Source organism: Saccharopolyspora sp. NPDC050642 (assembly GCF_040654735.1).
Lineage (GTDB): Bacteria > Actinomycetota > Actinomycetes > Mycobacteriales > Pseudonocardiaceae > Saccharopolyspora > Saccharopolyspora elongata.
In genome coordinates, this window is the sequence record NZ_JBFAIN010000009.1 from 126,592 (window position 1) to 138,763 (window position 12,172).

Genomic DNA, 12,172 nt, shown 5'->3' on the forward strand with positions numbered 1-12,172 from the left:
TCCACCTCGGCCGACATGTGCACGGCGCCGAGCGCTGTGTGGTGTGAGGCTGCGGTCATGCTCGTCCCCCGGTCAGTTCGCCGGGGCGCCGACGGTGCGGGCGGAGGGGAAGTCGACAGCGCGCTTCTCGCGGAAGGCCTGGCGTGCTTCAGCGTAGTCGGCGCCGGCGAAGTCGAGGATCTCCAGCGCAGCGGACAGCTCGTGCTGGGGCACCGCGTTGGTGAGCCAGGCGTTGAGCGCGCGTTTGGTGAACCGGATCGCCTGCTGGGAACCGCGTGCCAGCTGGGACGCGACCTCCAGGGCGCGCGGCAATACCTGCTCGCGCGGGACGGACAGGCTCACGAGCCCGATCCGCTCGGCCTCGGTACCGGTCAGCTTCTCCGAAGTGAGCACGTAGTACTTGGTCTTGGCCATACCCACCAGCAGCGGCCAGATCAGCGCCGCGTGGTCCCCGGCGGTCACCCCGACCCGGGTGTGGCCCTCGATCAGCACCGCGTCGTCCGCTGCGATGCTGATGTCGGCCAGCAGCGCGGTCGAGAGTCCGTAGCCCACCGCGGGGCCGTTGATCGCCGAGATGATCGGTTTCTCGATCCGCAGGACCGTCGAGACCCGCTGGCGTTCCGACTCCAGCATCGCCAGCGCCTGCTCGGGCGTGGGGTCGGGCTGGGCGACGTCCATGCCCGTGCAGAAAGCCTTGCCGGCTCCGGTGATGACGACGACCTTGGTCTGTTCGTCGCGCTCGACGTCGGCCCAGATCCGGTTCATCTCCTCGAACATCGGCAGGGTGAGCGAGTTGTACCGGTCGGGCCGGTTGAACGTGATCAGCAGAACGCCGCCGTCGCGGCGCTCGATGAGGACATCGCCGGTACCGTGGTTGTAGAGGTCGCTCATCGCACGGACTCCTTCTCGCTCAATAGGTTCTGCTCGGTCTGGAACTTGCGCAGCGCCTGTTCGTGCGCGGGGCGCGCAGCCCGTATGTCGGCGAGCACGTCGTCGGCTGGGCGCACCACGTTGCGCGGATGTTTGAAGCGCGGGATCACGTATTTGCCGAACAGTTCGATCGAGCGCAGGAGCTGGTCGTGGGGCAGGCTGTCGACGCGCAGCACGAGCGCGTCGACACCCATGTCCACGTACCGCTGCACGTGCTCGATGCAGTGGTCCGGGTCGCCGACGAGGAAGCCTTGCGAGCGCTCGAACATGTACTCCTCATCGTCGAAGTCGACGTCCTTGACCGCGCCCATGTACGCGTAGTCCTTCGACAGGGTGGAGAGCCGCTCGTAAGCACCGGTTGAGAGCTTGGCCATGTCGAACAAGGGCTTCGCCTGCTCACGCGCCAGCGCCGTGGTCTCCGCACAGTGCATGCCACCGCTGATCGTGACCATCTTGCGCGGCGTGATCGGGTACGGGTGGCTGGTGGCGGCCAGGGTCTCGTCGTAGAGCTTCAGCAGGTTCTCCACGAGGTCGAACCCGAGGTAGAACCCGCCCATGATGGCTCCGATGCCCAACTCGGCGGCGGTCTCGACCGAGCTCGGGCTGCCGGTTGCGGCGGAGATCGGTGGATAGGGCCACTGCAGGGGCTTGGGCACCAGGCTGCGCGGCGGGATCTTGTAGTGCTCGCCCACGAACGAGAACGGGTCCTCGAGGAACGCGCGGCGGATCAGGTCGATGCCTTCGCGCCACTGCGCCTTGTTCTCGGTCGGGTCGACCTCGAACGCGCGCAACGCGAGCGTTGTGTTGCCACGTCCGGTACCCAGCTCGACTCGGCCGTGGGACAGGATGTCCTCGGTCGCGATGCGCTCCGCGACGCGCAGCGCGTGGTTCATCCGCGTCGGCAGCAGCGTCACCAGGTGGATGAAGCGGATCCGGTTCGTCAGAGCCATCAGGTACGGGTAGAGCACCTCCGGAGCGGACACCGTCGCGGTGCCGATCGCGACGTGCTGCTCGGAGCTGCCGAAGGCGTCGAAACCGACTCGCTCGGCGAGTAGCACCTCGTCGACCAGCTCCCGGTAGCGGTGCTCGTGCGTGAGCCCGACCGGGGTGTCCCCCTCGGTCATGAGGATGAAGTCCATGCCAGCCCTTCCATCAAATGTTACTGGCGACTAACGTAGAGCGTGGCTCGAAGCTGGTCAAGCGTCGATTGAGAGGCGCCAAGTGTTATCAGCGAGTAATTTTATCGGTCAGCGAGGACGCAAGGTGGAACGAGGCCGCCCATGAGCGAACTGAGGATCGAGTACCTGACCTCGCCCGAGATCGCGGACGCCATCGCGAGCGGCATGCGCACCGCTGTCCTGCCGTTGGGCGCCACGGAACAACACGGCGCGCACCTCCCGCTGTCGGTCGACAGCGAGCACGCCGATCGCCTAGGCGTCCTCGTCGCCGAGCGGCTCGGCGACGCGCTCGTGCTTCCGACGGTGCGGATCGGCTGCTCGGCGCACCACCTCGGTTTCGCCGGGACACTCTCCGTGCAGGCCGAGACCCTCGAAGCGATCTGCTTCGACTGCTGCGCGAGCCTCGCCGCGCACGGCTTCCAGCGTGTGCTGATCTTCTCCGCCCACATCGGCAACTACCCGTTGCTCGGCGAGATCGAGCCGAAGCTCGCGGCGCGGCTCCCCGACGGTCCCGACGTCATCGCCTTCGCGGACTCGGCCGCGATCCTCGACGCCTGGCGAGACGCGGCCGACCACGTCGCCGCCCTCGCCGAACAGGTCGGAGGTCACGCCGACGTCGCCGAAAGTTCGATCATGCTGGCAGTGCGGCCGGACCTCGTCCGCAGCGACCGCGCCGACGCGGGTTTCACCGGGACGATGGACGAGAACATGCTGGCCCAGGTGTTGACCGGCGGCGTCAAGGCCGTCGCCCCCAACGGCGTTCTCGGTGACCCCCGGGGCATGTCGTCGAAGCTGGGGTTCGCCTGTCTCAACGCCGTGGCGGACCTGCTCTCGGGGTACGCGCAATCACGTTATCGGCCCGTCACTTAAGCTGGACCTGTGTCGAGCTCATCCTCTCCTCGTACCGCTTCGCCGCGCGGCACCCGCCGGCAGGAGCTGATCAGGGTCGCTGGCGAACTGTTCCACGAACGCGCCTTCGATGCGGTCACCAACGAGATGATCGGTGCGCGAGCCGGGGTGTCCGGTCCCGCGCTCTACCGGCACTTTCCGAGCAAGCAGGCATTGCTCGTCGCCGTGCTCGAGGACCCGCTGAACGACCTGCTCGCCCACGCGCGCGAGATCGCGGCCAAGGTGACAGACCCGCGCAAGGCTCTCGAAGAGATGATCGACTACCACGTCACACGCAGTCTGCAGAACGTGCCGTCCACGCTCGTCTTCCTGAAGAACGAGCACAACGTCCCCGAGGACGAACGCCATCGCATGCGGCGGTTGATGCGCCTCTACGCCGAGGAGTGGAGCGGCCTGGTCGAGCGGCTGCGGCCCGATCTGTCGGACGCGCAGACCCGCATCCTCACCCACGCCGTCTTCTCGATGATCAACTCGGTTCCGCAGTTCAACAGCGGACTGGATCCCGAGAGTGTCGGGAAGACCATCCAGACCGCGGCGATCAACGCGCTGCTCGTCCCGCCGGACGCGGTCTGACGCGACGCACTCATCGCCGTTTTCCCTGTCCGCCAGAGAAATCGGCGAGCACGCACCCGCGACTCGTCGACCGATCGACAGCGACAGGGCGCGTTCCCGTTCCGCAGATTGTCCACAATAGATACATTGTGTCGCAGGAAATGCCGCTTCCGCATCCATCCGTGCGGAATTCGCAATAGTCCTTGCACGTCAACGCATTGCGCGTCCGCACGCGACGAGTCAGTGTCGATAAGTGCGAAGCGCGGCGAATGTTCGCGCACGCAGCTCGTGCCAATCCACGCGGTGTAGCACGCGATCGACGGCGCTGTACCGGTACGCCCCGACACCTGACGGAAATCCCCGCTGCCGACCACCGACCTGACAAGGGTGCCTCGGAAACCGCCCCGGTGGAAGCGTCCAGTGATGGGAACCACCCGCCTGTCGCGCTGCTCGGGCATGACAAGGAGAGTCAATGACGACCGCACAGCATTCCGAGAAGGTGATCAGCTCGAGATCCGCCCGGCGCGCCTCGCTCGCGGGTGGTGTCGGGACGCTGATCGAGTACTACGATTTCAGCGTCTACGGACTCCTGACGCTGACCATCGGGCCGTTGTTCTTCCCCAGCCACAATCCGACGGTCTCGACGCTGTCCACGCTCGCGGTGTTCGCGTCGTCCTACCTCATCCGCCCGCTGGGCGGCTGGTTCTTCAGCCGCCTCGGTGATCGGCGGGGCCGACGGACCGCTCTCGTCGCGACGATCGTGTTGATGGGCGTCGCGTCCGGCGTGATCGGCCTGCTGCCCACCTACGGGCAGGTCGGAGTCACCGCGACGATCGCCATCATCCTCGCGCGACTCGCCCAGGGACTCGCGGCCGGCGGTGAGATCGGCGGCGCGGCGACCTACATCGCCGAGCTGGCTCCGCCGGGCAAGCGGGGCTACTACGGGTCGACGATCTCCATCGGGTCCACGCTCGGGTTCGCGGTGGCCGCGGCCGTGGTCGGGGTGGTCCAGTTGCTGGTCCCGGCCGACCAGATGCCGGTGTGGGGCTGGCGGCTCCCGTTCCTGCTCTCGCTGCTGCTCACCGTGGTGTGCCTGTGGGCTCGCCTGCGAGTCGAGGAGTCGCCCCAGTTCCAGGAGCTCAAGGAGAAGGCCGCGATCGTGCGCGGCCCGATGCTGGCCGCGCTGCGGAGCCACCCGCTGTCAGTGGCCCGCGTCGCGGGCCTGGCCATCGCCTTCAACGGCACGGGCTACTTCGGCGTCGCCTACTTCGCGATCTTCCTGCAGCAGGAAGGGTTTTCCGCGACCGGCGTCGCCTGGACGTCGGCGCTGTCCATCGCACTGGCCACCATGACCTATCCCTGGGCAGGCAGGTTGACGGATCGCTTCGACCGCAAGCCGATCCTGCTCGCGTCCTACCTTGCCTACGCCGTCATCGCCTGGCCGGTCTTCGCGCTGCTCATCGCCACGACCAGCCTCTGGGTAGTCGGGGTCGTCTACCTGGTCTGCCTGTTCTTCAGCGGGTGGGCGCAGGTTCCGGCGTGGCCGCTGGCCACCGAATTGTTCCCGGCGAACGTGCGCTACTCGGGCATCGCGCTCGGGTACAACATCGGTGCGATCATCGGCGGCATCACGCCGCTGGTCGCCGCGGCCCTCGTGGCCGGCACCGGAAGCAGGACCAGCCCCGTCTACTGGATCGTCGCAGTGGCGCTGGTCGGCGTGATCACCGTGGTGCGGCTGCCGAAGACCGCATCGAAGCCGCTACCCAGCTGACCGCTCGGCCGGGCCGGTCTCCGGCCCGGCCGTCGTGGCCGGCGACGCGAACGCATGGCCCATGCGGTCTCGTTTGGTGCGCAGGTACCGCAGGTTCTGCGGGGTCTCGACGGCCGGCAGCGCGACCCGTTCCACGATCTCGAGCGCGTCCCCATCCAGATCGTCGTACTTCGCGGGGTTGTTGGTGATCAGGCGCAGTCTGCGGACTCCCAGGTGAGCGAGGATCTGGGCCCCGGCACCATAACTGCGGGAATCGACGGGAAGCCCCTGCGCGGTGTTCGCGTCGACGGTGTCCAGACCGAGCTCCTGCAAAGCGTAGGCGCGGATCTTGTGAGCCAGTCCGATGCCGCGCCCTTCGTGCCCTCGCAGGTAGACGATGACACCACAGCCCTCCTCAGCCACGGCACGCATCGCTTGCTCGAGCTGCGTTCCGCAGTCACAGCGCAACGAGCCGAGGATGTCGCCCGTGAGGCACTCGCTGTGCACGCGGGCCAGGACGCCCCGCTCAGAGCGCGTGGCCGCTGCGATGTCGCCCATGACGAGAGCCAGGTGCTCGGCACCGTCCACATGCCACCGGTACGCGATCGCCTCGAAGTCGCCGAAGACGGTCGGCATCGTCGAGTTCGCCACGGGTTCGACGAGCTCTTCCGTGGCGCGCCGGTAGCGGATCAGGTCGGCGATCGCGAGCACCGGCAGGTCGTGGTCCTGCGCGAACGCGGTCAGCGCCGCACCACGCAGCATCTCGCCGTCGTCACCGATCAGCTCACTGATGATGCCGACCGGCCGGCGACCGGCAAACCGCAGCAGATCGACAGTGGCCTCGGTGTGCCCGGCACGGACCAGGACGCCGCCCTCGCGCGCCCTCAACGGGAAGATGTGGCCCGGGCGGCGGAGCACATCAAGCGTTGTGGCCGGGTCCGCCAGTGCACGGCAGGTCTGCGCCCGCGCGGTCGCCGAGACACCGGTACCGGCGTCCACGTGGTCCACGGTCACGGTGAACGCCGTGCCGTGCGCGTCCTGGTTGCCGGCCACCATCGGCGGAAGCCCGAGCACGTCGGCCCGCTCGGAGGTCATCGGCGTGCAGACGATGCCGGTCGTGTGCGCGACGAGGAAGGCCATCTGCTCAGGCGTCACGCTCTCGGCGGCCAGAATCAGGTCGCCCTCGTTCTCGCGGTCGTGGTCGTCCACGACCACGACCATGCGCCCCGCGGCCAGCGCGTCCACTGCGGCCCGCACGCTCTCCGCCGAGGTCGCCGCACGGTTCCTCAGTCTTCTCGCGGTGGTCATGCCGAATCTCCCTGTTCCCGAATCACCCAGCGATGCTACTTACCAATAACATTTTCAGGGCTCACGCGAAGCCTTGACGTCATATTTGCCACGGCTTACGTTACTCGTCAATAACATTCAAGGGAAGGGTGGACATGGACTTCTTCCTCACGACCGGCAACCCGTCCCGTGGAGGCGTGCGATGACTCCCGACGTGGACTCCTTGTCCTTCGAGCCGCTGACCCCGACGTCGTACCTGGACCGAGCCGCAGCGGCGCACGGAGACCGGGTCGCGGTGGTGGACGGGGCGTCCCAGTGGACCTACGCGGAGCTGCACGACCGGTGCCAGCGGCTCGCGGGCGGACTCGCGCCGCTGGCCGGAGGTCGTCCAGTGGCGGTGCTGGCACCGAACACCCACGTGGCGCTGGAGGCGCACTACGGGGTGCCGTGGACAGGAGTGCCACTGGTCGCGGTGAACACCCGGCTGGCCGCGGACGAGGTCGCCTACATCCTGGCGCACTCCCGCGCCGCCGTGCTGATCCACGACCCGTCGTTCGACGCGCTGGCGGATGAGGTGCTCGCCCGGATGGACGCCCCGCCACGCCGGATCCGATCGGGACAGGAGTACGAGGACCTGCTGGCCGCGGCGCAGCCGCTGCACCGGACCCCGGCCGACGAGCGGTCGCTGCTGTCGATCAACTACACGTCGGGGACCACTGGCCGCCCGAAGGGTGTGATGTACCACCACCGGGGCGCGTTCCTGCAGGCCTTGGCGATGGTGGGGCATACCGGGTTGACGCCGTCGAGTGTGCACCTGTGGACGCTGCCGATGTTCCACTGCAACGGATGGACGTTCCCGTGGGCGGTGACCGCAGCGGCCGCTACGCACATCTGTCTCTCCAAAGTAGACCCTACGGAGATCTGGCGGCTGCTGCGGGAGGAGGGCGTCACGCACCTCAACGGGGCACCGACCGTGCTGTCGATGATCGCGTACGCCCGCGAGGCCGAGCCGCTTGAGCACACGGTGCGGATCGCCACCGGTGGTGCGCCGCCGTCGCCGTCGATTCTGCGGCGAACGACGGAGCTGGGATTCGATGTCACGCACCTGTACGGACTGACCGAGACCTACGGACCCGCCATGCTGTGCGACTGGCGCCCGGAATGGAACGACCGTGACGCCGAAGCGCGGGCGCGGCTCAAGGCGCGCCAGGGCGTCGGGAACATGATCGCCTGCGTCCCGCGGGTCATCGCGGAGGACGGTACGGACGTCCCGGCGGACGGGATCACCACAGGGCAGATCGCGTTGCGCGGCAACAACCTCATGCTCGGCTACCTCGACGACCCGGAGGCCACCCTGGCGGCGGTGCCGGACGGCTGGTTCCGGACCGGGGACATCGGCGTCGTGCACCCCGACGGGTACGTGGAGCTGCGCGACCGCTCGAAGGACGTGATCATCTCCGGTGGAGAGAACATCGCGTCGGTCGAGGTGGAGCAGGCGATCATGGACCATCCGGCGGTGCTGGAGGTCGCGGTGATCGCGGTGCCGGACGAGCGTTGGGGCGAGGTCCCCGCCGCCTACGTGACGCTGCACGACGGGGCCACCGCTACTGAGGCGGAGCTCATCGAGCACGTGAAGGGCAGGCTGGCCCGGTTCAAGGCGCCGAAAACGGTCGTGTTCGCCGAGCTGCCGAAGACCTCCACCGGGAAGATCCAGAAGTTCGTGTTGCGGGACAAGGCCTGGACCGGGAGCGAAAAACGCATCAGGTGAACGAGGAAACGCGGGGGCGGCAAGATCGTGAACTGGTCCCCGTGAGTTGGACCGGTTAAGTAAGATTTTAGGCCGCGAGGGCTTGGGTCCGGTATTGCACCGGGCTCAGGCCCTCGCAGTGTGTGTGGCTTCGTGTGGTGTTGAACCAGACGATGTAGTTATCCCAGGGCGGTGGTGACGCTTCGACGCTGAGGTAGCGGGTGTGGTGGAAGAGTTCTTCTTTGAGGTGCCCGAAGAAGCTCTCGATGACGGCGTTGTCATGGCATTCGTCGGCTACCGGTGTCTCGGCGAATTCGTGATATAGAGCAGCCAGCAGTCTCGAATCCCATCAAGGAGATCTTCCGCCGGGCTTGCGCGGTCCAGGGGGCACCCTCCCCGGTCGTTTCTTGCGCATGCGGAACGTGGTAACCCCGTCGAGGTCCATGCACCGAAGCCGTGCGTGGTAGGCCGATCGCGAGAAGAGCTGAATTCCTCGGCGGGATCGGGATTGATCCGGCCCACGTGGACAACACAGGTCTGCACGACGGTATCGGGAAAAACGGCGCGGATCGCATCCGGCAGTCCGGTGAGGCCATCACAGCAGGCGATCAGGATGTCCCGCAGCCCGCGATTCCGCAGATCGGTGAGGACTTTGTGCCAGAACTTGGCCGCTTCGACGTCCTGGATCCGCCCGTCCCAGGGCGTGCTTGCGGCCGTCGACATCAACCCCCAGGGCCAGGTAGGCGGTCTTGGTGGTGACCACGCCCTTGTCCTTGACTTTGATGCGGATCGCGTCGCTCGTGCGCAGCACGACCTCCTCGGCGCCCCTGAGCACCGCGGCAGCCGACGGCGGCCGACCGAAGGGGTAGTAGATCAGCCTTCGTTGGAACACCCTGTACCGTGCCATAACCTATTTGCGGGCCGCGACCAGGGGTTTCGTTGCCCCCAGCGATCAGGCCATGATCGCGGATCATGGTGTTTCGACTGATGTACCTGGCGTCGGCAACGGTGTTCGCATGGCTGAGACTGGCCGCCCGGCGTACCGCGGCCAAGGACGTCGAGATCCTGGTTTTGCGACATGAAGTGGCAGTGTTACGCCGCCAACTGGGGCGCCGACCTCGTTTGTCATGGCCGGATCGAGCAACTCTGTCCGCGCTGACTCTCTTACTTCCCCGCGCCCTGCGACGGGCCCGGATCGTCACACCCAACACTCTCCTGGCTTGGCACCGGCGTCTGATCGCCAAGAAGTGGACCTATCCCTCACGGCCTGGTCGGCCACCGATCACCACCGAACTCCGCGACCTGATCGTCCGCTTGGCCCGAGAAAATCTCAGGTGGGGGACATCGGCGCATTCAAGGCGAACTGGCTGGCCTCGGGCATCACGTGGGTGCGGGCACCATCCGTCGCATTCTCCGGAACTCCCGCCTCGACCCCGCTCCACGCGAAGCCGACACCTCATGGCGCAGCTTCCTCCGCGCTCAGGCATCCGGCCTGCTCGCCGTCGACTTCTTCCACATCGACACCATCAGCCTTCGCCGGCTGTACGTCCTATTCGTGATGGAGGTTCGCACCCGCACCGTGCACATCCTCGGGGCCACCGCCCACCCGACCGGTGCCTGGACCGCCCAGGTAGCCCGCAATCAACCCCGTGATCCGGATTTTGGCACGGTACAGGGACGCTGGGATGTTTCATCCGTCCTGATCTGCGGAGATTTCCGTGGGTGGGACGCGGAGATTCCCAGGGTGGGACGAACTGCCCAGGGTCGGCTGCGATGGGGAGGTCCGGTGCGGTCAGGTGCTTCACCACCCTGCCGTCGATCATCGCCGAGTCGTCGCCGAACAGCCTCTGCACCGGTCCCGGGCGTTCGTGGTGTCCGGCTTTTCGCCTGCCGATTCCGCTGATGAATCAGCGGGGCGTCGCGCCGCAGGTCAGCCCGTCAGGTCTCCGTCCCTCTCGTTGACCGCCGCGTAGTGGCTGAGCTTGTCCATGTCCACAGTGACACCGAGGCCCGGGCCCTCCGGGAGACGGAGGCGCCCTTCGGTCAGGTTGAGGGGCTGGACGATGTCGTCGGCGTGCAGGTAGTACATGCTGTCGATCGCTCGGGACAGGACCGGCGTGCTGGCCACCACGGCGAGGTGCGCCGCCGTGGCGATGCCGAGTTCACCGCCGGAGTGCAGGTTCATGCCGAGGCCGAACGTTTCGCAGTGCGCGGCGAGCGCCTTGGTCGCCGAGATGCCGCCCCACTTGTAGACGTCGCCGTGGATGACGTCCACCGCGTTCAGCCGCACGGCGGGGGCGAATTCCTCGAACCGGACGACGCACATGTTGGTGCACAACGGGATTCGCACCTTCGCGCGCACCTGGCTCATGCCCTCGATGCCCGTGCAGGGGTCTTCGAGGTATTCCAGGTCGAGCTCTTCGAGTGCGATCCCGGCGCGGATCGAGTCCGGCACGGACCAGGCCGCGTTCGGGTCCACCCGCAGGTTCACCCCCGGCAGGGCCGCGCGCAGGGCGCGCATGATCGCCACGTCGCCCTCTACATCGGTGGTGCCCTTGAGCTTGACGGCGCTGAAACCGCCCTCGGCCACGATCTTCGCCGCGTGCTCCGCGAGCGCGCGCGGGAGGTCCTGCGCCCCACCGGCATCGGCCCGGGTGATCAGCGCCGTGATGGGGACCTCCTCGCGCACCGAGCCACCGAGCAGGTCGGTGACCGCTTGGCCGGTGGCCTTGCCCATCGCGTCCCAGCAGGCGACGTCGATCGCGGCGATCGCCGCGTACCCCAGGTAGCCGTGGAAGAACGGCACCATGTGCTGCTTGCGGTGGAAGGCCTCCAGCGCGAACGGGCTGGTGCCGATGAGCCCGTCGGCCATCGTCGCGATGATCGCCGCGACCGGGCGGCCCCACATGGTCTCGCCCCAGCCTTCGATCCCGGAGTCGGTGCGGATGCGCACCACCGTGCGGGTCTCGCCCGTCTTGGTCTCGAAGGAACTGGTGAACGGGCTGGTCAACGGGAGGTTCACGACCCACACGTCGACATCGGTGATCTTCAAGGTGCTGCCTCGCTCAGCTCGTCGCCGCGTCGAACGCGCGGATCGCCTCGGCCAGTCCCCTGGCCCGGTTGGTCATCAGCTGCCGGCCGCGGTCGGCGTCGGCCCCAGATGCGTCGTCGGTGGATCCGCCGACCCTGGCCCACTCCCCGTGCCGCTCGACGGTCAGGCCCGGGTGCGGCGGCCGGTGGAACAGCGGCGGCGGATCGACCGGTTCCCGCGCCGGGATCGGGGTGCGGACCAGCTCCGGCCGGGCCGCCAGCATCAGGGAGGTCTCGAACCAGCCCGCGTGGCCGGGCGACGCCTCAGGTCCGTCGTCGTCGCCGGGGGTCACGGACCAGTAGGAGCAGGCGGCCAGCGACACGTCGGCCCGCAGCGAGAACTGCTTGACCGCGAGCCGCATCACCTCCTCGTTGCCGCCGTGCCCGTTGACGATCACGATCCGGCGGAATCCGCTGGTGACCAACGAATCCAGCACGTCGGCGAGCACCGCGCCGAGGGTTTGCGCGGACAGCGAGACGGCGGCGGCGAAGAGGTGGTGCGGGCTGTGCCCGAACGGCAGGTGCGGCAGTCGCACCACCGTCGGCCCGTCGTCGCCGAGCAGCTCAGCCGCGCCGTCGATCGCTGCGTTGACGAGCATCGTGTCTGTGCCCATTGGCAGGTGTTCGGCATGCTGCTCTTGCGAGCCGATGGGCAGCAGGGCGATCCCCGTCGCGCCCGCTTCGCGCACCTCGCGCCAGGTCAACTCCGTCAGTTCCAACACTGCTATC

10 protein-coding genes and 1 pseudogene are annotated in these 12,172 nt (G+C 67.6%); 4 read left to right on the top strand and 7 right to left on the bottom strand.

What is annotated here, in order from left to right; all coding sequences use genetic code 11:
- Positions 1 to 72: 72 nt before the first annotated feature.
- Both AB0H93_RS16800 and AB0H93_RS16805 read right to left on the bottom strand, forming a co-directional pair.
- Positions 73 to 891, bottom strand: coding sequence for an enoyl-CoA hydratase/isomerase family protein (locus AB0H93_RS16800; RefSeq protein ID WP_358573167.1), 819 nt, complete (start codon positions 889 to 891; stop codon positions 73 to 75).
- A complete protein-coding gene (locus AB0H93_RS16805) occupies positions 888 to 2,069 on the bottom strand; it encodes an LLM class flavin-dependent oxidoreductase (RefSeq protein WP_358389199.1) in 1,182 nt (393 codons plus the stop codon). The genes AB0H93_RS16800 and AB0H93_RS16805 overlap by 4 nt, the downstream gene beginning before the upstream one ends.
- Positions 2,070 to 2,210: 141 nt before the next feature.
- Between AB0H93_RS16805 and AB0H93_RS16810 the strand changes: the two genes are divergently transcribed.
- The 3 genes from AB0H93_RS16810 (at position 2,211) to AB0H93_RS16820 (ending at position 5,340) form a co-directional block, all read left to right on the top strand.
- On the top strand, positions 2,211 to 2,978 hold the full coding sequence (locus tag AB0H93_RS16810; RefSeq protein ID WP_358573169.1) for a creatininase family protein: 768 nt from the start codon (positions 2,211 to 2,213) through the stop codon (positions 2,976 to 2,978).
- A gap of 9 nt (positions 2,979 to 2,987) precedes the next feature.
- On the top strand, positions 2,988 to 3,590 hold the full coding sequence (locus AB0H93_RS16815) for a TetR/AcrR family transcriptional regulator (RefSeq protein WP_207954850.1): 603 nt from the start codon (positions 2,988 to 2,990) through the stop codon (positions 3,588 to 3,590).
- A gap of 451 nt (positions 3,591 to 4,041) precedes the next feature.
- On the top strand, positions 4,042 to 5,340 hold the full coding sequence (locus AB0H93_RS16820) for an MFS transporter (RefSeq protein ID WP_358573171.1): 1,299 nt from the start codon (positions 4,042 to 4,044) through the stop codon (positions 5,338 to 5,340).
- On the opposite strand, the gene AB0H93_RS16825 is transcribed toward AB0H93_RS16820, so the two are convergent.
- Positions 5,329 to 6,627, bottom strand: coding sequence for a bifunctional 3,4-dihydroxy-2-butanone-4-phosphate synthase/GTP cyclohydrolase II (locus tag AB0H93_RS16825; RefSeq protein WP_358573173.1), 1,299 nt, complete (start codon positions 6,625 to 6,627; stop codon positions 5,329 to 5,331). The two genes, AB0H93_RS16820 and AB0H93_RS16825, sit on opposite strands and share 12 nt — an antisense overlap.
- A gap of 181 nt (positions 6,628 to 6,808) precedes the next feature.
- Between AB0H93_RS16825 and AB0H93_RS16830 the strand changes: the two genes are divergently transcribed.
- Positions 6,809 to 8,374, top strand: coding sequence for an acyl--CoA ligase family protein (locus AB0H93_RS16830; RefSeq protein ID WP_358573175.1), 1,566 nt, complete (start codon positions 6,809 to 6,811; stop codon positions 8,372 to 8,374).
- Positions 8,375 to 8,441: 67 nt separating this feature from the next.
- Here the strand turns inward: AB0H93_RS16830 and AB0H93_RS16835 are convergent, their stop codons facing one another.
- The 4 genes and pseudogenes from AB0H93_RS16835 to AB0H93_RS16850 all read right to left on the bottom strand — a co-directional run bounded on the left by AB0H93_RS16835 (position 8,442) and on the right by AB0H93_RS16850 (position 12,165).
- Positions 8,442 to 8,690 (bottom strand): IS3 family transposase, encoded by a 249-nt coding sequence (locus AB0H93_RS16835; RefSeq protein ID WP_358573430.1) that lies wholly within the window; start codon positions 8,688 to 8,690, stop codon positions 8,442 to 8,444.
- 176 nt (positions 8,691 to 8,866) lie between these two features.
- Positions 8,867 to 9,149, bottom strand: a pseudogene (locus AB0H93_RS16840) (transposase); the annotation flags it as partial.
- Between the two features lie 1,134 nt (positions 9,150 to 10,283).
- Positions 10,284 to 11,405 (bottom strand): enolase C-terminal domain-like protein, encoded by a 1,122-nt coding sequence (locus tag AB0H93_RS16845; protein ID WP_358573177.1) that lies wholly within the window; start codon positions 11,403 to 11,405, stop codon positions 10,284 to 10,286.
- Positions 11,406 to 11,418: 13 nt separating this feature from the next.
- Positions 11,419 to 12,165: a creatininase family protein gene (locus AB0H93_RS16850; protein WP_358573179.1), complete on the bottom strand. Its 747-nt coding sequence runs from the start codon at positions 12,163 to 12,165 to the stop codon at positions 11,419 to 11,421.
- Between the last annotated feature and the right edge of the window lie 7 nt (positions 12,166 to 12,172).

Excerpts from the sequence above, each read along its gene's own strand:
- AB0H93_RS16800 (WP_358573167.1), bottom strand. The coding sequence starts at position 891 with ATGAGCGACCTCTACAACCACGGTACCGGCGATGTCCTCATCGAGCGC.
- AB0H93_RS16805 (WP_358389199.1), bottom strand. The coding sequence starts at position 2,069 with ATGGACTTCATCCTCATGACCGAGGGGGACACCCCGGTCGGGCTCACG.
- AB0H93_RS16830 (WP_358573175.1), top strand. The coding sequence starts at position 6,809 with ATGACTCCCGACGTGGACTCCTTGTCCTTCGAGCCGCTGACCCCGACG.
- AB0H93_RS16825 (WP_358573173.1), bottom strand. The coding sequence starts at position 6,627 with ATGACCACCGCGAGAAGACTGAGGAACCGTGCGGCGACCTCGGCGGAG.
- AB0H93_RS16810 (WP_358573169.1), top strand. The coding sequence starts at position 2,211 with ATGAGCGAACTGAGGATCGAGTACCTGACCTCGCCCGAGATCGCGGAC.
- AB0H93_RS16820 (WP_358573171.1), top strand. The coding sequence starts at position 4,042 with ATGACGACCGCACAGCATTCCGAGAAGGTGATCAGCTCGAGATCCGCC.